This window comes from Rhodohalobacter mucosus (assembly GCF_003150675.1).
Classification (GTDB): Bacteria; Bacteroidota; Rhodothermia; order Balneolales; family Balneolaceae; genus Rhodohalobacter; species Rhodohalobacter mucosus.
Window position 1 is genome coordinate 1 of record NZ_QGGB01000005.1, and the last position, 26,608, is coordinate 26,608.

22 protein-coding genes and 1 tRNA gene are annotated in these 26,608 nt (G+C 48.5%); 14 read left to right on the forward strand and 9 right to left on the reverse strand.

The features are described from left to right. The 10 genes from DDZ15_RS05610 to rpoC all read left to right on the forward strand — a co-directional run. Positions 1-339 (forward strand): EF-Tu C-terminal domain-related protein (locus tag DDZ15_RS05610; protein WP_479725181.1); only part of this gene is annotated, 339 nt, incomplete at its 5' end. Between the two features lie 60 nt (positions 340-399). After that, positions 400-472: transfer RNA gene (locus DDZ15_RS05615), tRNA-Trp, on the forward strand. A gap of 23 nt (positions 473-495) precedes the next feature. Further along, entirely contained in the window at positions 496-678 is a 183-nt protein-coding gene (gene secE / locus DDZ15_RS05620) for a preprotein translocase subunit SecE (protein ID WP_109645988.1), read from the forward strand. Beyond that, positions 675-1,241 carry a transcription termination/antitermination protein NusG gene (gene nusG / locus DDZ15_RS05625; RefSeq protein WP_109645990.1) on the forward strand — a complete coding sequence of 189 codons (567 nt, stop codon included), beginning with the start codon at positions 675-677 and terminating at the stop codon, positions 1,239-1,241. The genes secE and nusG overlap by 4 nt, the downstream gene beginning before the upstream one ends. A gap of 59 nt (positions 1,242-1,300) precedes the next feature. Next, a complete protein-coding gene (gene rplK, locus DDZ15_RS05630) occupies positions 1,301-1,729 on the forward strand; it encodes a 50S ribosomal protein L11 (RefSeq protein ID WP_109645992.1) in 429 nt (142 codons plus the stop codon). 17 nt (positions 1,730-1,746) lie between these two features. Next, positions 1,747-2,445, forward strand: coding sequence for a 50S ribosomal protein L1 (gene rplA, locus DDZ15_RS05635; RefSeq protein ID WP_109645993.1), 699 nt, complete (start codon positions 1,747-1,749; stop codon positions 2,443-2,445). Between the two features lie 20 nt (positions 2,446-2,465). Beyond that, positions 2,466-2,990 carry a 50S ribosomal protein L10 gene (gene rplJ / locus DDZ15_RS05640; protein ID WP_109645995.1) on the forward strand — a complete coding sequence of 175 codons (525 nt, stop codon included), beginning with the start codon at positions 2,466-2,468 and terminating at the stop codon, positions 2,988-2,990. Positions 2,991-3,044: 54 nt separating this feature from the next. After that, positions 3,045-3,422, forward strand: a complete 378-nt coding sequence (rplL, locus tag DDZ15_RS05645; protein ID WP_109645997.1) for a 50S ribosomal protein L7/L12 — start codon at positions 3,045-3,047, stop codon at positions 3,420-3,422. A 167-nt stretch (positions 3,423-3,589) separates the two neighbouring features. Continuing rightward, complete coding sequence (gene rpoB, locus DDZ15_RS05650; RefSeq protein ID WP_109645999.1) at positions 3,590-7,405, forward strand: DNA-directed RNA polymerase subunit beta; 3,816 nt, start codon at positions 3,590-3,592, stop codon at positions 7,403-7,405. A 40-nt stretch (positions 7,406-7,445) separates the two neighbouring features. After that, a complete protein-coding gene (rpoC, locus tag DDZ15_RS05655; RefSeq protein ID WP_109646001.1) occupies positions 7,446-11,747 on the forward strand; it encodes a DNA-directed RNA polymerase subunit beta' in 4,302 nt (1,433 codons plus the stop codon). Between the two features lie 235 nt (positions 11,748-11,982). On the opposite strand, the gene DDZ15_RS05660 is transcribed toward rpoC, so the two are convergent. Then, entirely contained in the window at positions 11,983-12,285 is a 303-nt protein-coding gene (locus DDZ15_RS05660; protein WP_109646003.1) for a YtxH domain-containing protein, read from the reverse strand. Between the two features lie 135 nt (positions 12,286-12,420). Here DDZ15_RS05660 and fsa point away from each other — a divergent pair, with 135 nt between their 5' ends. Further along, entirely contained in the window at positions 12,421-13,080 is a 660-nt protein-coding gene (gene fsa, locus DDZ15_RS05665; protein ID WP_109646005.1) for a fructose-6-phosphate aldolase, read from the forward strand. Between the two features lie 167 nt (positions 13,081-13,247). Here the strand turns inward: fsa and DDZ15_RS05670 are convergent, their stop codons facing one another. The 4 genes from DDZ15_RS05670 to DDZ15_RS05685 all read right to left on the reverse strand — a co-directional run bounded on the left by DDZ15_RS05670 (position 13,248) and on the right by DDZ15_RS05685 (position 21,207). Then, a complete protein-coding gene (locus tag DDZ15_RS05670; RefSeq protein ID WP_109646007.1) occupies positions 13,248-16,520 on the reverse strand; it encodes a S41 family peptidase in 3,273 nt (1,090 codons plus the stop codon). A 227-nt stretch (positions 16,521-16,747) separates the two neighbouring features. After that, positions 16,748-18,811 carry an alpha/beta hydrolase family protein gene (locus DDZ15_RS05675; protein ID WP_109646009.1) on the reverse strand — a complete coding sequence of 688 codons (2,064 nt, stop codon included), beginning with the start codon at positions 18,809-18,811 and terminating at the stop codon, positions 16,748-16,750. A gap of 95 nt (positions 18,812-18,906) precedes the next feature. Beyond that, complete coding sequence (locus DDZ15_RS05680; protein WP_109646499.1) at positions 18,907-20,382, reverse strand: phytoene desaturase; 1,476 nt, start codon at positions 20,380-20,382, stop codon at positions 18,907-18,909. A gap of 126 nt (positions 20,383-20,508) precedes the next feature. Next, on the reverse strand, positions 20,509-21,207 hold the full coding sequence (locus DDZ15_RS05685) for a septal ring lytic transglycosylase RlpA family protein (protein ID WP_109646011.1): 699 nt from the start codon (positions 21,205-21,207) through the stop codon (positions 20,509-20,511). A gap of 160 nt (positions 21,208-21,367) precedes the next feature. Between DDZ15_RS05685 and DDZ15_RS05690 the strand changes: the two genes are divergently transcribed. Beyond that, complete coding sequence (locus DDZ15_RS05690; RefSeq protein ID WP_109646012.1) at positions 21,368-21,964, forward strand: rhomboid family intramembrane serine protease; 597 nt, start codon at positions 21,368-21,370, stop codon at positions 21,962-21,964. A gap of 61 nt (positions 21,965-22,025) precedes the next feature. Here the strand turns inward: DDZ15_RS05690 and serC are convergent, their stop codons facing one another. After that, entirely contained in the window at positions 22,026-23,105 is a 1,080-nt protein-coding gene (serC, locus tag DDZ15_RS05695; RefSeq protein WP_109646014.1) for a 3-phosphoserine/phosphohydroxythreonine transaminase, read from the reverse strand. Positions 23,106-23,124: 19 nt separating this feature from the next. Further along, on the reverse strand, positions 23,125-24,336 hold the full coding sequence (locus tag DDZ15_RS05700; protein ID WP_109646016.1) for a DUF1015 domain-containing protein: 1,212 nt from the start codon (positions 24,334-24,336) through the stop codon (positions 23,125-23,127). A gap of 195 nt (positions 24,337-24,531) precedes the next feature. Here DDZ15_RS05700 and DDZ15_RS05705 point away from each other — a divergent pair, with 195 nt between their 5' ends. Continuing rightward, entirely contained in the window at positions 24,532-24,894 is a 363-nt protein-coding gene (locus DDZ15_RS05705) for a DUF1844 domain-containing protein (protein WP_109646018.1), read from the forward strand. 1 nt (position 24,895) lies between these two features. After that, the gene (locus tag DDZ15_RS05710; RefSeq protein ID WP_158278629.1) at positions 24,896-25,324 is read left to right on the forward strand and encodes an NUDIX hydrolase; all 429 of its coding nucleotides are present in this window, start codon (positions 24,896-24,898) and stop codon (positions 25,322-25,324) included. A 103-nt stretch (positions 25,325-25,427) separates the two neighbouring features. On the opposite strand, the gene DDZ15_RS05715 is transcribed toward DDZ15_RS05710, so the two are convergent. Together DDZ15_RS05715 and DDZ15_RS05720 are read right to left on the reverse strand one after the other, a co-directional pair. After that, positions 25,428-26,084 (reverse strand): energy transducer TonB, encoded by a 657-nt coding sequence (locus tag DDZ15_RS05715; protein ID WP_199222892.1) that lies wholly within the window; start codon positions 26,082-26,084, stop codon positions 25,428-25,430. A gap of 109 nt (positions 26,085-26,193) precedes the next feature. Beyond that, on the reverse strand, positions 26,194-26,607 hold the full coding sequence (locus tag DDZ15_RS05720; protein ID WP_109646024.1) for a VanZ family protein: 414 nt from the start codon (positions 26,605-26,607) through the stop codon (positions 26,194-26,196). Position 26,608 lies beyond the last annotated feature (1 nt).

Here is a 26,608-nt window from a genome sequence, read left to right on the forward strand (position 1 = left end):
AACAAGGAGCAGCTTCAGCGCGGGATGGTACTGTGCAAGCCGGGCTCAATTACCCCGCACAAGGAGTTTGAGTGCGAGGTGTATGTACTGAGCAAGGATGAGGGCGGGCGTCACACGCCGTTTTTCAAGGGATATCGTCCGCAGTTTTATTTCCGGACCACGGATGTAACGGGCTCGTGTGAGCTGCCTGACGGAGTGGAGATGGTTATGCCGGGCGACAACGTGAAGCTGAACGTAAGCCTGATCCAGCCGGTAGCGATGGAGTCGGGACTGAGGTTTGCCATCCGCGAGGGAGGCCGAACCGTGGGTGCCGGCGTAGTAACCAAAATTAATGACTAATTAAGTCTTACGGATTGCATATAGGTGAAGCCGCTTGCGGTTTCACCTTTTATGCTATCTACGGGCGTAGCTCAGTTGGTAGAGCACTGGTCTCCAAAACCAGGTGTCGGGAGTTCGAGTCTCTCCGCCCGTGCTACAGTAACTGCCTGAAAGAATATGGAAAAGATTAAGAATTTTATTGACGGTGTGCGAAAAGAGATGGCCAAAGTAACCTGGCCTACACAGCAGGAGCTCATAGACAATACCATTATTGTTGTCGTGTTCACCATAATTATTTCAGCATTCATCTTTGGTATCGACCAGGTTTACAGTACAATTTTGGAGGCGATTTACAGATGAGTTCTGATAATAGCTTCGATTGGTATGTGGTTCGGTGCTTTTCAAGCCATGAACGCAAAGTAAAAGAATTTCTGGAGCGTGAAATTGAAGAGCAGGGGCTGGAACACAAAATTGATGAAATACTGATACCTACTGAAACGGTTATTGAAATCAGATCAGGTAAGAAAAAGACGAAAGAGAAAAATTTCTTTCCCGGGTATATACTCGTACACACACGCTACGATGAGGAGGTCAATAACCTTATCCAGAGCGCACCTTCATGTCTTGGTTTTTTGAAAGCCGGCCGGAGCGATGTCATTCCCACCCCTCTTAAACAGCGGGAAGTGGATCGAATCATCGGACGTGTTATGGACAATCAGGAGGCTGCTGAGAAGGGCGGTGTCGTGGATATCCCCTACAAGGAAGGAGATCTGGTTAAGGTTATTGATGGACCATTCAAAGAATTTGACGGTACTGTACAAGAGGTGCTGCCCGACAAGCTTAAGCTTCGGGTACTTGTAAGTATCTTCGGAAGAAAAACCCCGGTTGAGGTTGACCTGAATCAGGTTGAATCAACCACTTGAGAACTTAAACGTGAGCTATTACGCAGCAAACAGAAGCACGAATCGCTAATTGATTCTATATGGCAAAAAAAGTAGATAAAGTGCTAAAACTTCAAATTGTTGGCGGCCAGGCAAATCCTGCGCCACCGGTAGGTCCTGCTTTAGGCCAGGCCGGAATCAACATTATGGAGTTTTGTAAAGCATTTAATGCAAAAACCCAGGATAAAGCGGGCACGATTATCCCCGTTGAGATTACGGTGTTTGCGGACAAGTCTTTTACATTCAAAACAAAGACTCCTCCGGCAGCTGTACTTCTCAAGAAAGCGGCGAAAATCAAGTCCGGTTCGGGTGAGCCCAACCGAAATAAAGTAGGACGGGTAACCTGGGCGCAGTGCAAGGAGATTGCTGAGCAGAAGATGGAAGACCTTAATGCATACGAGGTTGAACATGCTGCTGAAATGATCGCCGGCACCGCGCGTAGTATGGGTTTGCGTGTAATCCGAGATTAATAATTAGGATGTAAGAAATGGCAAAACGAGGCAAGAAATATCAGCAGGTCGCTGAATTGATTGACCGTGAAGCAGAATACACTATTGAAGAAGCGTGCGACCTGGTTAAAAAAACCAAGACTGCAAGCTTCGATGAGTCCGTAGATCTCGATCTTCGGCTGGGTGTAGATCCGCGACACGCCGATCAAATGGTTCGTGGTACTGTTTCGCTACCTCACGGAACCGGGAAGTCGGTACGTGTGCTTGCGTTGGTTAACGAAGCAAAACAGGAAGAAGCGAAAGAGGCCGGAGCCGATCATGTAGGCCTGGATGAGTACATTGAAAAAATTGAAGATGGCTGGGCAGATATCGATGTGATTATCGCCACGCCAGACGTAATGGGTAAAATCGGAAAACTCGGCCGTCATCTCGGCCCGAGAGGTCTGATGCCTAATCCCAAGAGCGGCACCGTAACGATGGATGTTGCGGATGCAGTAAAGGAATTTAAATCAGGAAAAATTGATTTCAGGGTAGACAAAGCAGGAATCCTGCATACCTCAATCGGTAAAGCTAGTTTTGAGCCGAATGAAATTCGCGAAAACCTGATCTCCTTTCTGCAGACGATTATCAAACTTCGTCCTGCATCCGCAAAGGGAGCCTACATCAAAAGTGCATACATAAGCACAACGATGGGGCCCGGCATACCGATCAGCCGTTCATCCATTACCTCAATTTAGAATTTTAACAGGTTAACAAAATGCCGACACTATCAGACAAAAAGGCAATTGTTGAAGAAATTACCGAACAGCTGAATAACTCAAACGCTGTCTATATCACAAAATACACCGGCATGTCGGTTGATGATATGGGCGAGCTCAGGGGTAAATTCAGAGAAGGTAACGTGCGTTTTAAAGTGTATAAAAATACGCTCATCAAACGCGCCATGGATACAATTGGCGGATATGAAGATCTCTACCCTCACCTGGAAGACCAAAATGGTTTTGCATTTGTGGAAGAAGAGCTGGCAGCACCTGCTAAAGTGCTCAAAAACTACATTAAGGAAAAAAATAAGCCCGAATTTAAAGCGGCTTTAATTGACGGTGACTACTACAGTCAGGATCAGCTTGATTCACTCGCGGCTATGAAGTCGAAGAACGAAGTAATCGGCGATATCATGGGACTGCTGCTTTCACCAATAACCAACGTAGTAAGCGGACTTCAGGCACAAGGCGGAAATATTGCCGGTGCTGTGAAAACTATTGCCGAGAAAGGCGAAGAATAAAATCCAACACACAACAATTTTTTAATTAAAACCGACGAACGGAGAATACGAACAATGGCTGACGTTAAAGAAATAGCAGAACAACTCGTTAACTTAACGATCAAAGAGGCTAATGAACTTGCAAAAGTTCTTGAAGAGGAATACGACATCAAACCGGCTGCAGCTGCAGTTGCCGTGGCAGGACCTGCCGGCGGCGGTGAAGGTGGCGCTGCAGAAGAGAAGGACGAATTTGATGTTGTCCTGAACTCAGCAGGTGCCAAGAAAATCGGCGTGATCAAAGAAGTACGTGCAATTACCGGTCTTGGACTGAAAGAAGCCAAAGAACTGGTTGACGGTGCTCCCAATACGATCAAAGAGGCTGCTCCAAAAGCAGAAGCCGAAGAGATCAAGGCTAAACTCGAAGAGGCAGGCGCTGAAGTAGAACTTAAGTGATCCCTGCATAGTACCCTTTTGCCATAGCCAATACCCTGTAAATGGGTATTGGCTTTTGGCGTCTTATTTAGAGAACAGCTTGAGGTAGCTCGTACCTCTTTCTTCCCAGGGAAGAAATTCCGCACCTTATTTTTAACCTAAAGGAGATCATCCTTTTGAGTAATACTATGGAGAAAATCCCGTTTACCGACCGCCTTTCATTCGGCAGAATTAAAAATGTAATCGATTACCCGGACTTTTTAGATATTCAGCTCAAGTCTTTTAATGACTTTGCTCAGCTGGATGTTGCTCCAAACGACCGGGATGACAAAGGACTTCAGAGAATTTTCAATGAGAATTTCCCCATTCAGGATACACGGGAAACTCATATTCTTGAATTCCTTTACTATTCTGTCGATACACCGAAATATAATATCAAAGAGTGCCAGGAAAGAGGGCTCACCTACGCGATACCCCTGAAGGCCAAACTCAGACTTTCGTCAGCCGACGAAACTGATGAAGCCTCTGAAACTATCGAACAAGAAGTTTTTCTTGGTGACCTTCCATGGATGACCAACAGAGGTACATTCATCATCAACGGTGCAGAGCGCGTGATTGTTAGCCAGCTTCACCGGTCGCCGGGTGTATTTTTCGGGCAGTCCGTACATCCGAACGGAACGCAGCTCTATTCGGCGCGAGTCATACCATTCAAAGGATCCTGGATTGAATTTACAAACGATATCCGCGATGTTCTCTGGGCGTATATCGATCGGAAGAAGAAGATTCCAGCAACTACGCTTTTGAGAGCACTTGGATACTCAACCGATCTGGAGATACTGAGTCTATTCGATCTTTCGGAAGAGATCGACTTCGGTACCAAGAAAACCTACAACAGCAAGCTTGTTGGCAAACGACTGGCTACCGACATTACCATGGAAGTTACGGAAGAAGTGGTGGATGATGAGACGGGTGAAGTTACGGAAGCCACCAACCGGAAACTTGTACTGGAACGTGACCATGAACTCACGGAAGACGATTACGGCCTCCTGAAGGAAGCTGATGCTAAGAAAGTACTGGTGCAGAAGATCGGTGTGGAAGAGTCAGAGCGATCTGTGATCATGAATACTCTCCGCAAGGATTCCTCTCATGATGAAGTGACCGCCCTTGCTGAAGTATATCAGCAAATACGAACCGGTGAGATGCCCGATCCCGAAACAGCGCGTCAGGTACTCGAACGACTGTTCTTCAGTGACAAGAAATATGATCTGGGTGAAGTTGGACGGTACCGCTTGAATAAGCGTCTGAAACTTGATATCGAAAATGATATACAGTATCTCACCAAAGAAGATGTGGTTGCCATCATCAAAGAGGTTATTCGCCTCAAGGAGATGAAGAGCCAGGTGGATGATATTGATCACCTGAGCAACCGGCGTGTTCGTACAGTGGGAGAGCAGCTTGGTCAGCAATTCGCCATTGGACTCGCAAGAATGGCGCGTACCATCCGCGAACGGATGAATTCACGCGATGCAGAGCAGCTTACACCGCAGGATCTTGTAAATGCAAGAACCATATCAAGCGTAATCAACAGCTTCTTTGGTACGAACCAGCTTTCGCAGTTTATGGATCAGACTAACCCTGCTGCTGAACTGACTCACAAACGGCGAATGTCGGCACTGGGTCCGGGTGGTCTGACCCGTGAGCGGGCAGGTTTTGAGGTTCGTGATGTTCACTATACGCACTACGGCCGGCTCTGCCCGATCGAGACGCCGGAAGGGCCGAATATCGGACTGATTACCTCGCTGTGTATCCATGCAAAGGTTAACGATTTTGGGTTTATCGAAACTCCCTACCGTAAGGTAAAAGAAGGTATTGTAACCAAAGACGTTGAATACCTGGCTGCTGAGCAGGAGGATGAGACCGTTATTGCGCAGGCGAACGCGCCAATCGATGAGAAAGGCAACTTCATGAATGAATCGATATTTTCGCGATTCAGAGACAGTAACGTTGGCCTTGCAAAACCTGATCAGGTTGAGTACATGGACGTCTCCGCCAACCAGATTACCTCGCTGGCGGCCGCACTCATTCCATTTATCGAGCACGATGACGCCAACCGTGCATTAATGGGCTCGAACATGCAGCGTCAGGCTGTGCCGCTTCTGCGGCCTGAGTCTCCCGTAGTGGGAACAGGCCTTGAACAGCGCGCTGCCAAAGACTCCAGGGCGATTATTACAGCCGAGGGAGATGGTGAAGTGGTGTACGTGAGTGGAAATGAGATCCGCATCAAATATGATCGAAGCGAGCTTGAGCAAAACTGCTTCTTTGATGAAGGGATCAAATCCTACTCGCTGCAAAAGTTTGAGCGAAGCAACCAGGATACCACCATCAATCAGCGGCCTATTGTAAGCGTCGGTGACAAGGTGAAAGAAGGTGACGCAATTGCTGACGGCTATGCTACCGAAAAAGGAGAGCTTGCCCTCGGCCGGAATATGCTTGTCGCCTTCATGCCGTGGCGCGGCTATAACTTCGAGGATGCTATTGTAATCAGCGAACGCGTGGTTCAGGATGATATTTATACATCCATACACATCACCGAATTTGAACAGCAGGTTCGGGATACCAAGCGTGGAGAAGAGGAACTGACTCGTGAGATTCCAAATGTGAGTGAGGAAGCAACCCGCAACCTTGACGAGCAGGGAATTATTCGCGTTGGTGCCAAAGTAAACCACGGGGACATACTGGTGGGTAAAATTACTCCGAAAGGTGAAACCGATCCTACCCCCGAAGAGAAACTGCTTCGTGCCATATTCGGCGACAAGGCTGGAGATGTGAAAGATGCATCGATGAAAACACCTCCCGGAGTGTCGGGCGTGGTAATCAATACCAAGCTTTTCAGCCGAAAACGCGATGAGCAGATCTCACGCAAGGAGGAGAAAAAACTTGTGGAGCAGGAGAATGAGCGTCACGCGCAAAAACTGGCTGATCTCAACTCCAAATGGGCAGACAAAATGTACAGCCTGCTGCGAGATAAAACGTCTCCGGGTGTGTACAACTACAGCAATGTAGAGCTGATACCGAAAGGCGAGAAATATAAAAAATCAGTCTTCGAAGAGCTTGACCCGGTCAATATTAACGAAAACATCGACTGGGCTACTGATGAAGAGCTTGTGAAGCATGTAAAACTGCTTTTCAAAAATTATCGTGACCTTCGCAGGGACATCGATACGGAAGCCAAGCGTCGAAAATATCAGATTCAGGTAGGAGATGAGCTGCCCCCAGGAATTATTCAGAAGGCAAAAGTATATGTTGCCAAGAAGAGAAAGATTCAGGTGGGTGACAAGATGGCCGGCCGCCACGGTAACAAAGGCGTTATCGCTAAAGTAGTGCCGATGGAGGATATGCCGTTTATGGAAGACGGTACTCCGGTTGATATTGTGCTTAATCCGCTGGGTGTACCATCTCGTATGAACCTTGGCCAGATCTACGAAACGATTCTGGGCTGGGCAGGCATGAAGCTGGGTGTGAAATATGCATCACCGATCTTCGATGGCGCTTCCTACGACCAGGTTCAGGAAGAGCTCAAGAAAGCCGGCCTTCCCGAAGACGGCCGCGTACACTTGTACGACGGTCAAACGGGCCAAATGCTCGATCAGAAGACCACCGTTGGCTACATGTACATGCTCAAGCTGAATCACCTTGTTGAAGACAAGATGCATGCACGGTCTATCGGTCCATATTCACTCATTACACAACAGCCATTGGGCGGTAAAGCGCAATTTGGCGGACAGCGATTGGGTGAGATGGAAGTTTGGGCACTTTACGCGTACGGTGCCGCCAATATTCTGAAAGAGATGCTCACGGTTAAAAGTGATGACGTAAAAGGACGCTCCAAGGTATATGAAGCCATTGTAAAAGGCGAAAATCTGCCGGAAGGCGATATACCTGAGTCGTTCAAAGTATTGCTGCGTGAATTGATGGGTCTCGGTCTCGAAATCCACATTGACTAACGATTGTTCTGATTAATAAATCTATAACGGAGGTAACCCCTTGCCGTCAACAAAAACATTAACTGTTACCAAAGACTTTTCCACCATCGGGATCTCTCTAGCTTCGGCTGAGACCATTTTATCCCGTTCTCACGGAGAAGTTCTGACACCGGAAACCATTAATTACAGAACATTCAAACCGGAAATGGATGGTCTTTTCTGTGAAAAGATCTTCGGTCCGGTTAAAGACTATGAATGCCACTGTGGTAAATACAAGCGTATCCGGTACAAAGGCATTATCTGTGACCGGTGCGGTGTTGAAGTAACCAGAAAAGCCGTCAGGCGGGAGCGAATGGGCCATATAACCCTGACGGTTCCCATTGTACATATCTGGTACTTCAAATCATTGCCAAGTAAAATTGCCTACCTGCTTGGATACTCTTCCAAAAACCTGGAGCGAATTGTTTATTACGAAACATTTGTTGTAATCAATCCGGGTCTGGCTCGCGATCTTGGTTACAAGAGGGGTGACCTGATTTCAGAAGAGGAGAAATATGACATCCTCGACCAGCTTCCTGAAGATCATTACGAGCTTGAGGATGACGATGAGGATAAATTTCTTGTCAAAGACGGAGCGGAAGCCATACAGGGACTGCTCCTTACCATGGATCTTGACAGCCTGGCGTACACGCTGCGCGATGAGGTGAAGAATGAAACCTCGCAGATGCGCAAGAAGAAAAAGCTGAAGAGGCTGCAGGTAATCGAATCATTCCGTGCTGCCAATCAGCACACGGAGAATCATCCGGAGTGGATGATTCAGAGCGTGATACCGGTTATACCACCCGAACTGCGCCCGCTTGTTCCCCTGGAAGGCGGCCGGTTTGCAACGTCTGATCTTAACGATCTTTACCGCCGTGTGATTATCCGGAATAACAGGCTGAAGCGTCTGATCGACATCAAGGCCCCGGATGTGATTTTGCGTAATGAGAAACGCATGCTTCAGGAAGCTGTGGACTCTCTGTACGACAATTCAAGAAAATCGAACGCAGTTCGAAACAATAACCGTCCGCTGAAATCACTCAGCGATATGCTGAAAGGCAAGAGCGGCCGTTTTCGTCAAAACCTGCTTGGAAAGAGGGTTGATTATTCAGGTCGTTCCGTTATTGTTGTTGGTCCTGAGCTTAAAATGCATGAATGCGGGCTCCCCAAAGAGATGGCTGTTGAGCTCTACAAGCCATTCGTGATTCGACGGCTGATTGAACGCGGATACGTGAAAACGGTGAAAAGCGCTAAAAAGGTTGTTGATCGCCGCGATGCGGTAGTCTGGGAAGTTCTGGAAAACGTCATTGACGGACATCCTGTTCTTCTGAACCGTGCACCTACACTTCACCGTTTGGGTATTCAGGCTTATCAGCCTGTATTGATCGAGGAGAAAGCGATCCGTCTGCACCCGCTCTCATGTACAGCGTTTAATGCTGACTTTGACGGTGACCAGATGGCGGTTCACCTTCCTTTAAGCCACGATGCCGTACTGGAGGCGTCTATACTAATGCTTGGCTCACACAATATTCTGAGCCCTGCAAGTGGCGGTCCCGTAGCCGTTCCGTCCCAGGATATGATTCTGGGTATTTATTACCTCACAAAAATGGGCAATGGCAAATTGGGTGAAGGTAAAACATTTGCCGACCCGGATGAGGTCATTGTAGCCTACGATCAGGGCAAGCTGGATACTCACGCCAAGATTAATGTGCGGATTCCGATAACCAATGATGAGGGTGAAACGGAATATGAGATCATTAAAAGCACAACAGGGCGCGTAATCTTCAATACAATTCTGCCAGAAGGTGTTGAGTTTGTTAATAAAACTCTCGGCAAGAAAGAACTGCGAACTCTGATCTCTGATATCCACACAGAAGTGGGAACCAGGGAAACCGCAGAGTTTCTGGACAAGATGAAGAAGGTTGGTTTTGAACGTGCCACTACAGGCGGACTCTCGTTCAGCCTCGAGGATATCATCATTCCGGAAGCCAAGCGTGAACTGATCCAGAAAGCTCAGGACGAAGTATCTGAAATTCAGGATCGGTACGAGATGGGTTTCATTACGGATAATGAACGCTACAATCAGGTTATTGACAAGTGGACGAGTACCACTAACCGTGTATCTGAAACGTTGTTTCAAAGTCTGGCTGATGATAAAGACGGTTTCAACGCTGTATTTATGATGGCCGATTCGGGAGCACGGGGTTCGAAAGAACAGATCCGTCAGCTGGGTGGTATGCGTGGTTTGATGGCCAAACCGCAAAAAAGCTCCATGCAGCAGGGGAACGAGGTAATTGAAAACCCGATTCTCTCCAGTTTCCGTGAGGGCCTGACGGTTCTTGAGTACTTTATTTCGACTCACGGTGCCCGTAAGGGTCTTGCTGATACGGCCCTGAAAACTGCCGATGCCGGATACCTTACCCGTCGCCTGGTTGATGTTTCACAGGATATTATTATCAATGAGCAGGACTGCGGTACGCTTCGGGGTATCAAGATGCAGGCTCTCAAGGATAATGAGGACGTGATACAAAGCCTGGAAGACAGAATTATGGGGCGTGTATCCATGCACGAAGTTCGTGACCCGATTACTGACGAGATACTCTGTGAAGCGAATCAGCTGATCACGGAAAAAATTGCCAAGAAAGTGGCTGAGACATCCATCGAAGAGGTGGAGATCCGGTCTGTACTGACTTGTGAAACCGAGCGGGGCGTGTGTGCCAAATGCTACGGTCGCGATATGGCCCGGAACAGCCTGGTACAGGTTGGTGAAGCCGTGGGCGTTATTGCAGCACAGTCGATTGGTGAACCGGGTACCCAGCTTACGCTTCGTACATTCCACGTTGGAGGTACAGCTTCACGCATGGAGTCGGATTCACAGCACAAAGCCAAATTTGACGGTAAAGTTGAGTTCGAAAATGTGCGTGTAGTAGAGTATGACGACGGTGAAGAGATTCACAATGTGGTACTGAGCCGCGCCGGTGAACTTAAGCTGATCGACGAAGACGGCAAGGTGCTGAATACGTATAACGTACCTTATGGTGCTGAAATGCTCGTTGAGGAAGGTGACAGCGTACCGAAAGGAATGCCGCTCTGTAAGTGGGATCCCTACAACGCATTGATCTTCAGTGAGCTGGAAGGTACAGTAGAGTACAAAGACATCATCGAAGAGATCACCTATACAGCCGATACGGATGCCCAAACGGGTCACCGTGAAAAAGTGATTATTGACTCGAGAGACAGGTCATTGGTGCCTACACTTGTAGTGAAAGGCGTCGACGACCGTATCCGGGAAAATACGCTTCCGGTCGACACACATATCGTGGTCGAAGATGGTGAAAAAGTTCAGGCTGGTCAGATTCTTGCCAAGATTCCAAGAGCTGCATCCAAATCGAAGGACATTACAGCCGGTCTGCCTCGTGTAACCGAACTGTTTGAGGCGCGCTCACCGAGCGATCCCGCAGCCGTTACCGAAATTGACGGTATCGTGAAAATGGGCGGTCGGAAGCGAGGCTCTCAGGAAGTGATTGTTGAAAGCAAGGACGGAACAGATGAGAAGAAGTACCTGATTCCTCTTTCAAAGCATATCCTTGTTCAGGAGAACGACTTCGTGAAGGCGGGTCAGGCTCTGAGTGACGGTACCATACCGGCACAGGAGATTCTGAATATTCTCGGTCCGTTTGCGGTTCAGTCCTATCTCGTAAATGAGATTCAGGAGGTTTACAGGCTGCAGGGTGTGAAAATTAATGACAAGCACATCGAAGTGATTGTTCGCACCATGATGCAGAAAGTGGAAGTAACCGATCCCGGAGATACAATGTATCTTGAGGGCGATAAGGTTGACCGCTTTGAGCTTAATAACAGAAATGATGAACTGATCGGTAAGTTTGTAGTAACTGATCCGGGCGGCAGTGAGCTGAAGCGGGGTGCAATCCTCGACAGACGCGAGGTCCGGGAAGTGAACAACGAACTGATTAAGGCCGGCAAGGATGAGCTTCAGACACGTGAGGCTGAGCCTGCCATTTCAAAACCGATACTTCTGGGAATTACCCGGGCATCGCTCTCTACCGAGAGCTGGCTCTCGGCAGCATCCTTCCAGGAAACGACGAAGGTTCTTACACAAGCTTCCATTGAAGCCAAGAAAGACCTTCTGCGCGGACTGAAGGAGAATGTGATTGTTGGCCATAAGGTACCTGCCGGTACAGGCCTACTCAAATACGATGAACTCATTGTTGGTTCCAAAGCCGATTATGACGAAACCGATGAGGAGATTGAAAAAGTGTTTGAGTCACTTGGAGCCGATAATCCGGAAGAAGAGAACGAATAAAAAAAAGCCTCCCAACCGGGAGGCTTTTTTTGTATAGGGAGTATGTTTACCATCTCGTTTGCGGGTTCTAACCGATATTGCAATTATTCCGGTTACCCCGCAGCATAAAAACTGGCCTGAATTTTACTAAGCAACAGGATCCCGGCGCGGAGCAAAAATGGGCAGAATCCGTGTTGGCTTGTTGCCCGGGCAGAGAGTGACCTCATGGACCTGTTACATTATAAAACGGTATGAATCAGCTTTTTTTCTCAATGTTTTCAAGAAGTGACTCAGCTTCGCGGATTAGGTCATCTGCACGTTTTTTTGCATCACTTACAACATCGTCGCCTTTCTTTTTGGCGTCAGACACATATTTTTCCTTCTCATTCTGTAGTTCGTCAATCAGCTTGTTGAGCTCATCAACATATGTGCTCAGGCGATAGGATATTTTGTCTCTTGTATTGGAACCGGAGTCGGGAGCATAAAGAATGGCGACTGCCGAACCGATCAGTGCGCCGGCTACCAGCCCAATTGTGAAGTCTTTTCCAGAACTGCTCATGGTGATATAAATTTGGTAGTTTTACTGTTATTTTATTCCAAAACTTCTTTGGTGAATGCATCTTAAGCAATGTGATGCTTCTATTGTTTCATTATATTCTAAAAAACGAAAATCCCCAAAAAACATTCTCTTTATATGAAATTTTTCATCGATACCGCCGACCTTGAAGAAATCCATGAAGCCCATGACATGGGTGTGCTTGACGGAGTTACAACCAACCCCAGTCTGTGCGCCAAGGTAGGAGTAAAGGATTTTGAAGGGCATATTGCTAAAATATGCGATATTGTGGACGGTGACGTCTCGGCGGAGGTAATCTCCACTGAATTCGCGGATATCGTATCCGAAGGCCGGAACATTGCATCCATTGCAGACAATGTGGTGGTCAAGGTGCCTTTGATCAAGGATGGCATCAAAGCGATAAAGACGCTGAGTGATGAGGGGATTAAAACCAACTGTACACTATGCTTTTCACCATCACAGGCGCTGATAGCTGCAAAAGCCGGAGCCACATACATCTCACCGTTCATCGGCCGGCTGGATGACATCTCAAGTGAAGGAATGAACCTGATTGCCGATATCCGGATGATCTACGATAATTACGGACTTGAGACCGAAATTCTGGCTGCAAGTATTCGTCATCCGATGCACCTGGTTGAATCCGCACGAATGGGTGCAGACGTAGCCACAATGCCGTTGAAAGTAATCGTAGGCCTGCTTAAACACCCGCTCACCGATATTGGGCTCGAGAGGTTCCTGGCCGACTGGGACAAGCTGCAGGAAACGCTTAAGAAATAAGAGTACTTTATTGAACGACTGATAATAGAGTACCCTTTTTTGAGAAAAATTCTGTATCGAATCCAGAGTAGAGGCAATTCAGATCTAAAAAAATGCCACAGAGGCAATGGATCATCTCCGTGCCTCCGTGGCAACCGGCATTCACACTACGCTGATATTCTGCTGAATTAATTCCTGTTTCTTCGCAGTCCCCGGGCCGTACGGTCCTCGTAGGGCGGGGCGGGGGTCATGCGCGGAGGGTTCGCTTCCAGGTTACGCAACACTTCCTGTACTACGCGCTCCATTTGCGGATCGCGCCCCTGCATCAGCATATTCGGGTCATCCCAGACGGGGATGTCGGGCCGGACACCTTCACCCTCCCAGAACCAATGCCCGTCATTGTCATACAGGCGTGCACCGGGCACAGTGATTCCTCCGCCGTCAATTAGCGAATGACCTGTAGCCGGGCCCACCAGAATACCAAGAGTCCGTTCCCCAACGATCGGACCTGCCTCAAGTTCCTGAAAAGCCCAGGGGAGTCCGTCTCCTCCCGAACCGGCCCAGCCATTGATCAGCATTCCCATCGGACCTGTATTGGTGTGAACCGGCTGAGTGTGGTCGCGTCCATGGCGCCAGTGAAGGTTGTAGACCACCGGCCGTGTCAGCAGCTCCAGGAAACGGTCAGCCAGCTGGCCTCCGCCGTTAAAGCGCTCGTCGATAATAAAACCCTGCTTGTGAAGCTGGCCGTAGTACATGCGAACCAGCTCCTGCTGTCCCTGACCGGATGTGTTCGACATATAGATGTAGCCGAGCCTGCCGTCGGAGAGTTCATCCACCATTTTGCGGTTGTTCTCGATCCATTCCAGGTACCGCAGGTTGGACTCCTGGCCCAGTGACAGCGTCGTAACGACTACCTCACGCGCATCATCGATGCGTCCGTTTTCACTGATCATAAGCGAGACGGTCTTGCCGTCGAGTCCTTCAAAGGCCATGTAGGGATCCTGATTCGGGTCAAGCTCAATTCCGTTAACGGAATGAATATAGTCTCCCTCATTTACGCTGACTCCGGGTCGGTCGAATGGTGAACGCACCTGCGTATCCCAATCGGCAGGGCGTACGATTCGGCCGATGCGGTACATGTTGTCATCCAGTTCCCAATCGATACCCAGGTATCCGGTGCTGATAAAATCAATGCTCTCCGTATCACCACCGCGCGTATAGGTGTGGCCTGCGCTCAGCTCCGACAGCATGTTCGACTGAATGTTTGAGATGTCCCACCGTGTACGTGCATCCGGAAGCAGGGCCCCATAGCGCTCACGCATCTCATCCCAGTCAACCTGCTGCATCTCCGGATCGTAGAAGAAATCACGGTACCGCCTCCATGTATCATGGAAAATCTGTTCCCACTCCTTGCGAACCTCAAGCTGCATCACCAGTCCGTCGGTTGAAACGGGCGTATCGATATTCTGTCCCGGCTGAGGCTGAATCACACCAAAACGTCCGTTCGACTGAACCAGGATGGCTTTGCCGTCGGCGGTAGGTTGTGCACGATTCACACTTTCCATAATGGTTATCTGTTCTCTTTTTTCGAAATCGAATGCCATCAGCGATGGAGAACCGCCGCCAGATCCCGAATTGGGATATCGCAGATAGACCAATTTACCGTCAAAGGCCATCAGGTTGCCGATGTTGCCGGCTGGAACCGGAATCTCCGTGATGCGTGACTCAAAACCATCGAAATCAATTGAAACGGACATCTCCTCTTCGTCATCACCGTTACCGTTTCCATTCTCACCGGCTTCTTCTTCACCGCCGGTTACTTCTACCACATCGTTTTTAGGGGGCAGAAGGGAAGGGATGTCGCCGGTAAGGCTCACCGTTACAAGCTGAGTGGAATTGGGATAAACCCAGGTGTTGTCCATATCAGAGTAAACGGATGAAAATTCACGGTTGGAAGCATAGAACAGGTAGTTTCCGTCCGCGCTGAAAACGGGAGAGGAGTCGCTGTAGAATCCAGTTGTGGCCTGGTGCAGTTCATTCTCCTCTGTATCATACAGCATAACGGCATACTGTGCATTTTCCAGGCCGCGTGTAAATGCGAGCCATTTTGAGTCGGGCGACCAGCTGAGTACGTAACCGTAACGGCCATTATGGCCGATATTCCAGTTGGTGTGACCGGCCTCCCTGACGCGTCCATTTTCCGCATCAATAACATAAATGGTGTTGGTCTCATCAATAAACGCCAGTTTTTCACTATCGGGCGACCAATTCAGTGAATACCCGTATCCCTCACCGCGATCGGAAAGTTTTTGCGGCTCACTGCCGTCGGTCATGTTATGCAGATAAATTTCATATTCTCCGTCCTTGTCACTCCAGTATGCGAGAGTGGTACCATCGGGTGACCATGCGGGATTGTGGTCAAAAGCCCCGCTTGAACGGGTGAGATTGGAGGTATACCCATCGGAAGCGGGCACGTTAAACAGCTCTCCGCGTGCTTCGAAAACAATGCGCTTGCCGCCTGGGGCTGCCGTCATGCGAGCTATACTGCGGCTTACATCCGTGCGCCGCGGAATTTCCAGGGATTTATCCGATACAACGTCCACGTTTACCTGACGGACATTTCGTGATTCCAGATCCATCAGGTAAAGCCCTCCGCCCATCTCAAACACGAGTTCATCGGGTCCGGCGGACAGGTAGGATATGTCGAACTCATCGTACCGTGTAATTTGCCGCTGCATTCCCGTTGTGGTATCGTGCATCCAGATGTTCAGCCGAAATTCAGGCCCCTGATCAGATAAAAAGTAGACGATGTTACCTGCCCATGCCGGTTTACCGTCGTTATACTCGTTTTCAGTGATATTTTCCACACGGTTTTCATCCATATTGTAGATCAGGATGTCTGAAGCAAGTCCGCCCTTGTATCGTTTGAAAGGATAGTTTTCCGTGATCTTTGTGATGTAGGCAAGCTGACTGCCATCGGGTGAAAAACTGGCCAGTTCGCCGTATGGAAGGGGAAGGGCTTCGGGCATGCCTCCATCTCTGTGAACCATAAACAGCTGGTTAGCGGAGCGCTGGCCCATAGTGCGACGGGAGGCAATGAGAAGTCGCTCTCCATCGGGATGCCATGCAACCATACGATCCGGGTAGGAAGCATAGGTAACGCGGGTAGGTACACCACCCATTGCAGGGATTACATATACATCCTGATTTCCGTTATAGCTTGCCGTATAGGCAATGTAATCGCCGTCCGGCGAGTACTGGGGCCAGGACTCTTCACCCAGTGAGCTTGTTAGCTGTGAGGCTGTCCCTCCGTCCTTGTTAACAATCCAGATGTCGCCTCCATAAACAAACGTGATATGGGAGTCCGAGACATCCATATATCGCATCATTTTAGCGTTAATTTGAGCAAATACCTGCTCAGAAATAATGAATAGAACGAGAACCAAGAGAAGTCGTTTCATGGCAAATTGATTGAATTGTATATGGCAGATAAAAGTGATTACACGAAGAACAACAAAAGCAGTTTCACTTAGATATAAGCATTGAATCTTCTACCCGCAAATAAAGGATTTGCAGCAGGTGGGTGAGGTTGTGAAAACGGTCAGAATCCTGCCGTATGGGGCAAAACAATCTTTACTCACTTTCTCAACCTCAACCTCATACCCTAAATGACCAAATTGGAATGCTGTTAATCCGTACTCTTGTACCGGTCAAACCACCCGGTAATGTAAGCCACTTTCCGGAACAGGTTACTTGGCTTTGAAGCGATACTGTGGCTGGCCCCCGCTATGCGAACCATCACTGCATCCACACCCTGCAGTTTCAGGGCCGAGTAGTACTGCTCGGTTTCACTCATTGGCGTGCGATAATCCACTTCACCGGTCAATAGCATTGTAGGAGTAGTAACATTGCCTACCAAAGAGATTGGTGATCGTTCGAGATATTGTTCGGGGTCGTCCCATGGCTTTTCGGTAAACCAGTATTTGCTGAAGAATGGGATTCCGTCTGCCGTTAAGACAAAACTGTACCAGTTAATCACCGGTTTGGCTACAACTGCAGCTGCAAAGCGGTCCGTTTTTCCGATCGCCCAGGCTGTGAGAACCCCGCCGCCGCTGCCGCCTGTAATGAACAAGTTGTCTTCATCAATGTATCCCTGGTCTATTACGTAATCCACGGCGTCCATCAGATCGTCGTGATCTTCACTTGGATAGTTGTGGTTGATATATGCTGCGAAATCGGATCCGTAGCTGGTACTTCCCCGGGGATTGGTGTACACCACCACATATCCGCGGCTGGCCATGAACTGCAGTTCGGGTGAAAATCTTGGACCGTAATTGGTATGCGGACCGCCGTGAATTTCCAGGATCATCGGATATTCTTTATCGGGATCAAAATCCGGAGGAGTGATAATCCAGCCATGCACGCGGAAATCATCGACAGAGGAGTCTACCCAGAACTTTTCCACAGTTCCCGTTTTTTTGGCTTTGAACAGTTCGCTGTTCAGATCGGTGAGGACCCTGTTGGCCATTCGCGTCGGAAAATGTCCCACAGCAAGTTCCGCAGGCCGGTCTGTAGTACCCTCGGGGTATGCAAAACGACCATTATCAGCCATTGAAAAGGATCCGCCTCCGTATGGCCGGCCCGTGGAAGGGCTGTTCAGATTCTCTGCTATCATTGTAACATTACCATTGAGCCGGATATTTCCAACCTTGCTGTTTCCCTCTTCATCATAGCGGAAGAAGATAGAGCGGCTGTCGGTTGCCCAGGTGATGGATGATAGATCCACATCAATATCGTCTGAAATGACCCGAAGATTCGATCCGTCACGATTCATTACATAGAGATCCGTCTCCTGGTAGCCCAGAAACCGGTCGTCATATCCCGTGTAGGCGATCAGGTTGCCGTCGGGAGAGATTCTCGGAGAGTTGTGAGGTCCGCGCTTGTCAGTGACCTGAATCATCTCGCCTGTTTCAATATTCATCTCATAAATCTGCGCATTATTGGGATCAATATCCGCATTTCCGGATCGATCGGACGTAAACATGATATGCTGTCCATCGGGTGCCCATGACGGCGAGCCGTGGTCATAGTCACCCATGGTTAATTGCCGCACGGCACCGCCTTCGGCCGGAATAACAAACAGGTGTGTGGATCCGTCTTCAACATAGCCGCCTCCGTCACGGCGATAGGTTACCTTGTCAATTACTCGGGCAGGTTTTTCCCACTCGGCGCCATCAGGGGGTGAGGGCAGGGATGCAATTCGATCGGAAGCCGAACCCGGAACAAATTTGGAAAACAGAAGCATTGAGCCGTCGGGTGACCAGCTCAAACTGCCGGGGCTCTCGCTCAGGTTGGTGATGGAGGCCGAAGCTCCGGAATCCATCCAGCGTACAAAAATCTGGTTTGATCCCTCTTCGGTGGAGGTATAGGCAATCCGGCTGCCATCGGGCGACCAGGTTACATTTCCGTAGTAGGTTTTGCCGGACGTGAGAGGCTGATGATTCTCACCGCTGAACGAAATGCTCCAAAGATTGGTGAAACGGCTGTCGGTCATCACGTCGAATTGGTGACGCTCATAAATAATGGTGTTGCCGTCGGGAGAAATTACCGGATTGGCAACCATCTGGAGCTCAAAAAGATCCATGTAGTCAAAGTAGCTCTGATCCACCTGGGCCTTTGCCGGTGAAACGGAGCTCAATACATAGATAAAAAGGGAAGCTGAAAAAAGGAGTGTACGCAGTTTGGCAGGCATGTCTATTCCGATTGGTTGAAATCAAATATTCTAACAACCAGAATATAGTACCCGGGCTTCAGTTCTGAAAGAAATATCGCATATTGGTGCTTGCGCTAACTCCCGATCAGGTTTTCCGCAATTTTTGCCGAAGAGAGCACGCCGGGCAGGCCCGCCCCGGGATGGGTTCCTGCACCTACAAAGTAGAGGTCATCCACATCCTCGCTGAGATTATGCGGACGGAACCAGGCCGACTGCGTCAGGATCGGTTCCACGGAAAAGGCAGAGCCTTTATAGCTGTTCAGCGTGTCCTGAAAATGGAGCGGATCGATGTAATGTTCGGCAACCAGGTTCTCCTGTAAGCCGGGCAGATAATTCTCTTCCAGAAATTGCATGATGGCATCCCGGTATTTGGGGGCCATCTCATTCCAGTCGGTGCCGCTGTCGAGATGAGGCACGGGCGAAAGCACATAAAAAGCTTCGTGGCCCTCCGGTGCCATCGACGGATCGGTGATGGTAGGCATGTGCAGGTAGAGTGAGAAATCATCGGACAAACTCTTTTTGTGGAATATGTCGCTCAGCAGGCCCTTGTATCGCTCCCCAAGTATGATATTGTGGTGTGCCAGGCCGGAATCCAGATACCGTTTTTTGGTTCCGAAATAGATCACAAACAACGACATGCTATACTTGGTGCGCTCAATTTTTCGATCGGTGTACTTGCGGCGGTGTTTTTTGTCGATCAAATTCTTGTAGGTAAACGCCACGTCTGCATTCGAGACCACCGCATCAGCCTTCATAACGCTTCCATCCTTCAGGCGAACCCCGGCGGCTTTGCCCTGTTCCACCAGAATTTCATCAACTTCGGTACTCAGGTGAATCTTTCCGCCCTGATCCTCAATCAGATCCGTCATGGCTTTCACAATGGCTCCGGTTCCACCCATAGCATAGTGCACACCCCATTCCCGCTCCAGATAGTGGATCATCGCATAAATGGAGGTTGTGTCGAAAGGGTTACCGCCCACAAGCAGCGGGTGGAATGAAAAACAGCGTCTGAGGAAATCGTCCTCAATAAACTGTGCAACATACTTGTAAACGGTTTTATAGGACTGAAGCTTAATCAGGTCCGGAGCCACTTTCAGCATATCGGTGAACTTCAGAAAGGGCTTATCGGCCAGCTCTACAAAACCCTTGTCAAAAATAGCCTTGGTGGTACCCAGAAACTTCTCGTACCCTTCCACATCGCCCGGGTTCCGTTTACGGATTTCATTCAGCGTAAACTCGTGATCATTGTTGTAGTCAAACTTTTCCCCGTTGTGATCAAAAATTCTGTAGAACGGATTGCAGGGCACAAACTCAATGTAGTCGCTTCGTTTCCTGCCCGCAGCCTCAAAAATGTCGTCGAACATAAACGGGGCGGTGATCACGGTGGGTCCGCCATCAAATTTAAAGCCGTTGATTTCGTAGACGTATGCGCGGCCTCCGGGTTTGTCGCGTTTTTCGAGAACGGTTACCTGGTGACCTTTGGATAACAATCGGGAAGCCGTGGCAAGACCGCCAAAGCCGCTTCCGATAACGATAATATGTTTACTCATTGTATCGGTATGATTTATGGATGGCATCATAACCTAAATTGCGGTTGAATCAATCCGCCGGAATTCGGTTTTTTTCTTCCCAGAGAGAAATCCGGATAAAAGGAGAGAGCAGCCTTTGGAGGGAACTCAGTTCTCTTTCTGTTTCACAAATCCTTCGATACCGCGTGCTTCAAGCTTCAGCTGTGCCTCCCTGGCTTCATCGGCCAGGTTGTAGCGCCCATAATAAACCCTGTACACGGTCGTGCCGGAAATGGGAACCGGCTCGACTCTTGTTCCCTCAACGCGCCGGGAAAAAGCAAGGGCTTCCGCTTCACTGCTGAAGGAGGCAAGCTGCACCGTGAAGGTCTCCCGGCTGCTCGCATTCTGAGCAGTAACCGGCCTGTCGCCCTCTTTCAGAAGGAATATTCGTACGCCCGCCGTACCGGCATTTTCCATGTCAATCTCCTGCGCTGCGCGTCTTGAAAGATCAATGACGCGATCGCCCACATAAGGTCCGCGGTCATTGATTCTGACGACAACCGAACGCCCGTTCTCCACATTTTCAACCTGAACAACCGTATTGAACGGCAGTGTACGGTGCGCAGCGGTGAGGTCGTTCATGTTGAAGGTTTCGCCGTTGGCCGTCAGCTTGCCATGAAAATTGGGCCCGTACCAGCTTGCCGTTCCCGATTGTATTTCCCTAGCAGTTTCCAGTTCTGAAGCGCTCAGAGCGGGTGCGTCAGGAGTTGAGGATGGCGCAGTAGTCCGTATCACACCGCATGAAGAGAGAAGAAATGCGATGGACAACGCAGATAAAATCCGGACAATAACAGATGCGGAGTTCATAACCGGGGAATTTTACAGTGTTTTTTGTAGATGATTCAGGGAATGTACAACATCCGCCGTATAAGTGAAATATCTGACGTCGTGTTTTCCAGGGTTTAATTGATCAAATACCTGATAGTGCATTTCTTATATTTCGCTCTTTATAAACCCCATTACAGGCATGAACCTCACCATTACCCTCATTGCACTGAACGTTATCGTTTCACTGAGTGCGCTCTATCTGGATCAACGAATATTTGAGAAGGGCCTGCTGCGCCCCTATCGCACCCTGCGCAGTCAGACCTGGTACGAAATGATCACATCGGGATTTCTGCATGCCAATTTCAGTCATCTGCTGGTGAATATGTTTGTACTTTTCTTTTTCGGTATTGTGATAGAGCAGACGCTCGGCCCGGTTCATTTTCTGGCCCTTTATTTCAGCTCCCTGATCATATCATCCGCCCCCTCGCTGATCCGCCACCGGGACAATCCAAACTATGCAACCGTTGGAGCTTCGGGAGCCGTACAGAGCGTTCTGTTCAGCTACATATTTATCTTTCCTACTGAGAAGATCATGCTGATTCTGCTTCCGATCCCTATTCCGGCATGGGTGTTCGGGATTCTATTTGTGCTGTACAGCGTATATGAAGGAAAACGGAAAACAGGCAATGTAAATCACGAAGCACATATTGCGGGTGCATTCTGGGGTGTGGTGTATATGGTTCTCTTTGTCCCCAACAGCGTAGATCATATTTTGACGGTATTCGGGCTGCTTTAGCAGCCGGGCACCTGCTTTCCGCCGCCTTCAGCCTTTACAGGCTGACGGCTTCAGATACTATTTATCCGTTCTTTTTTCTGAACTCACTCATAAATTCCACCAGTGCCTGCACACTTTCGGTTGGACAGGCATTGTAGATGCTGGCACGAATACCTCCCACGCTGCGGTGGCCTTTCAGTGCAACGAGATCCTCTTTTGCTGCTTCTGTGAGAAACAGTTTTTCCAGGTCTTCATTGTCCATTCGGAATGTTACATTCATGAGAGAGCGCGATTCTTTTTCAACCGTTCCACGGTAAAAATCATCTTTATCAATTTCTCCGTATAGAGAATCAGCTTTTTGGCGGTTTATTTTTTCGAAATAACTGATCCCTCCCTTTTCGATAATCCACTCAAGCACGAGATTTACCATATATACGGCAAAAACGGGTGGTGTATTAAAGAGTTTTGCAGTGTGGGTTTTATAATTCAGAATAGTGGGTATAGCTTCGGGCCGCTGGCGTTCCAGGAAGGATGTACGAATCATAACCACAGTTACTCCTGCGGGCCCCAGATTTTTTTGAGCTCCGGCGTAAATAAGGCCATACTTGTCGAGGTCGAGTGACCGTGATAAAAAGTCGGATGAGGCATCGCAGACAAGTGGTGCTCCGCCCGAAGCAGGTTCGGATCTGAACTGGGTGCCGAAAATTGTATTGTTGCTTGTAAAGTGGGTATAAACGGATTCATCTGTGAAAGTAAGTTCGGAATTGGACGGAATATGAGTGTATCCGCTCTCTTTGCCCGAGAAGGAGGTATGAACGCTTCCATAGTGTTTCGCCTCCTTGATCGCTTTGGCAGACCAGGTGCCTGTATCAATATAATTGGCTGTCCTCTCACTGTTTAAAAAGTTATGGGCGGACATCATGAACTGTGAACTAGCACCACCCTGAAGAAACAGCACGTGCCATTCGTCGCCGGCACCGAGAATCTTTTTCAATCTGGTTACCGCCTGTTCGTTTACCTCAGTGTACTGTGGGCTCCGGTGGCTCATCTCAATGATGGACGCGCCGCTGTCACGGTAGTCCAGTAATTCTTCCTGTGCTTTCATGAGTACAGAAAGAGGAAGAGTTGCCGGGCCTGCACTAAAGTTATGCACTCGTTTCATAGTGATCTCCTATTTTTATTTAAAAAGTATGTACGATGAATCCGGATTTAATTTTGGGTTCGAACCATGTTGACTTGGGCGGCATCAGCTCTCCGTTATCGGATACGTCCACCAATTCCTGTATGGAAGTGGGGTACATGCTGAAAGCCAGGTCTGCCTTGCCTGAATCGACTCGCTGCCTCAGCTCCGCCGTGCCGCGAATACCCCCTACAAAACGGATGTTTTCATCTGTCCGCGGGTTTTCGATCCCGAAAATTGGGTTCAGGACGAAATTCTGCAGTCTTGCAGCGTCCAATGAATCCACGGTTGCACCGGAAGCAGCTTCTGGAAGCTTTATTTCATACCATGTTCCCTTATAATAGATACAAACGATACCTTTTTCGCCGGGTGCTTCGGCCTCTGAAGGTTTCAGGATAAATTCATTTTCGAGCGCTGTCCATTGATCGTCAGTTACTTTTACGATAAGCCTGTTGTATGGCAGTATCTGCATTTCCTTCATCGGAAAGAGCACGACGGGAAAGTATTCCGACTCACCTTCGCCGGGAAAAATGCCCTTTTTATTTCTTAGCTGTTCGGCCACTCTTGATGCACTTTTGCAACGGTGATGTCCGTCAGCTACATAAAAATGTGCAATGCGGGAAAATTGTTCTACAAAATCGGCTGTGGTATGGGTTTTCCAGATCCTGTGCACTACTCCGCCTTCACCCTGATGCTCAATTATTGGTGAATTGGTAATCATCACTTTTTCAATCTGAAAGGAAATATCTTCTGTGTCCTGAAACGTAAGCATCACAGGTTCGGCATGCGCACTTTGTGTAAGGATGTGACGAGTCCGGTCATCCTCCTTGTCAGGTCGAGTTAGTTCATGTTTCAGAATCACATCGTTATCATAATCCTGAACGGAAGCGCAGGTAAAAACGCCGGTTTGAGTATGAGAACCCGCTTCAAGCTGGTAAATATAAATTGCCGGTTTTTGATCCTGATAAAAAAGGTTTGAATCCAGTAAGTTTTTCAGATTTTCCGCACCTTTTTCATATACACGGTCATCATTAAAGGCGACATCTTCAGGCAGGTCAATTTCCGGCCTGATTACATGAAGAAAGCTGTTTGGTTTACCATGAGCCATTTCACGGGCTTCGTCGGTACTGATCACGTCATAAGGAACACAGGCAACTTCGTCGGTATGCTCAGGACGCGGAAGCCAGCCCTTGAAGGGATGAATGATTGCCATACAATCGGTTAGTTTTTTGTATTTTTGGTAGGTCTTAAGTATACAAACTCTTTATCACATCATCGTACTAAATTCGAAGTGATATTCAGTGCAGTTTTAGGCATCAGGCAGAAAACCGGCTTAGCCAAAAAGACTCTGTACGGGTAAAGAGGTTCAATTTTGAGGAAAACCGTTTAAGAAAAAGAAAGTGACATTATGAGTGAATCGACACCAGAAAACGGAGATAAGCTTAACCCTGATCAACAGCAGCAGCTTCTGTTTGTTATGCTTATTCAGCAGCACGAGCAGATCGCGATGATGGGCATGGGGAAAGTCCAGAATCCTGCAACCGGTAAATCGGAGCGGGACCTGAAGGCCGCCAAATATGCCATCGATACATTGATGATGCTGCAAAAGTTTACGGAAGGGAATCTTCCGGGTGAACTGGGATCCTATCTCAATCAAACCCTGACCAATCTGCGGCTTAACTATGCGGATGAGAAAAAGAAGGGAGACGGTTCTGATCAAAAAGAGAATAAAAAGGCCGATACGGAGGGCTCGAACGATAAAGAGAATTGATGTGACACAACTTACTGCAGCAGGCGGTGTACTGTATCGGCCTGCTGACGATGAACTGCTTGTTCTTCTAATCTTCAGAAATGGGGTTTGGGACCTGCCAAAAGGCAAAGCCGAAAAAGATGAAAGCGTAGAGGAGTGCGCAGCCAGAGAGGTTGCCGAGGAGGCGGGTATACCTGAGCCGGTTATTGAAACATTTTTGTGCTCAACCTATCATGAGTACGATATGAACGGTAAAAGGTACGGCAAGACCACCCATTGGTACAGTATGAGAGAAGCAACCGTATCAGAAATGCAGCCGCAGAGAGAGGAAGGAATTACAAAAGTGGAGTGGACTTCACTGCATGAAGCGATTAATAAAACCGGCTACGAAAACCTGAAAACCGTTTTGATTGCGTTTGCAGGAGTAACCGAAGACAGGGCTGGTGGTTAAGAAATCGTTGACAAGGGGGAAAGTGAGCTGGGTGAGGTTTAATAAAAAAAGCGCCTCCCCGTCTCCGGAGGGCGCTTAAAACGTTAGGTTGACTTCAGGTTAATTAATTCTGCAGTCTGAAGAAAATGGGCAGGCTGTATTGTACACGAACCGGGCGTCCGCGCTGCATGCCGGGCTTAAATTGTGCCTGGCTTACTACTCGCAGGGCTTCTTCGTCAGCGCCGCCGCCGATACCGCGGACAACCTGAGGGTTTTCAACCTGGCCTTGTTCATTCACAATAAACTGGATGTAAACGCGTCCTTCGATTCCTGCACGTCGTGCCATCTCGGGATAGCGAATCTTCTTCTGTAGTCCCTCAAGACCTCCAATCAGTTCGGGCATATCTTCAACAACCACAAAGAAATCTTCCTCTTCCTCATCTTCAGCGGGTGGTGGTGGAGGAGGCATGTCCAGGGTGCTTCCAAAATCGAGATCAGCGGAAATGTCGATGTCAACATCTTCGATAATTTCATCGTTGGGAACTTCTACCGGGACTGGGGGTCGCGGTGGCGGGGGAGGTGTTTCAATCTGTCTCGTCTGGATAATTTCCTCCATTTCAACGATCTCCTGTTCTTCCAGTACATACTCTTCCGTTTCGGCACCTGTAATGTCGACACGGACGGCTATAATACATATAACAAGAGTTACAAGGAGTCCAAGCTCCCAGAAAACAGTATAATAGTTTCTTAAATCAGCATCTGGTTTTTTGCGATCACTCATAATGCGTATAAATATTGCGGTTTAACTGAAGACAAGGCGAAGTATAAATGATTTCGCGTTAATTGTCCAACGGACAGGCCGGGTTTATATTATAAATCTCGTAAAGACCTCAACCGTTCCCGTTATATCTTTGCAGGCGTAATTTCAGCAGCTTGAGAAGGGCTGTGGCACTAAAGCTGCCAAGAATATCTGCAATCACATCATATAAACCGGCACTGCGGCCGTATGGCATCACTCTCTGAAGAAACTCAATTGTAACTCCGAATAGCGATGCAACGATAAAAATGGCAATCAGATTTGTTTTTTTCGACCCTTTTCGGGCAAATGAAAGAATGCCGTAAATAAGAGTCCAGCAAAAGAACATCATAAAATGCCCAAGTTTGTCGTATTGGAAAAGTGAATGGCTTCCAAGGTTGTCGGGAGGCATAAGGGTAAGCAGCAGAATGGCCAGTGTGGTAAGGAAAAACAGAGCATAAGAGATCTGTTTATGGCGGATAAATAGTTGAATGATACGATCGATCATG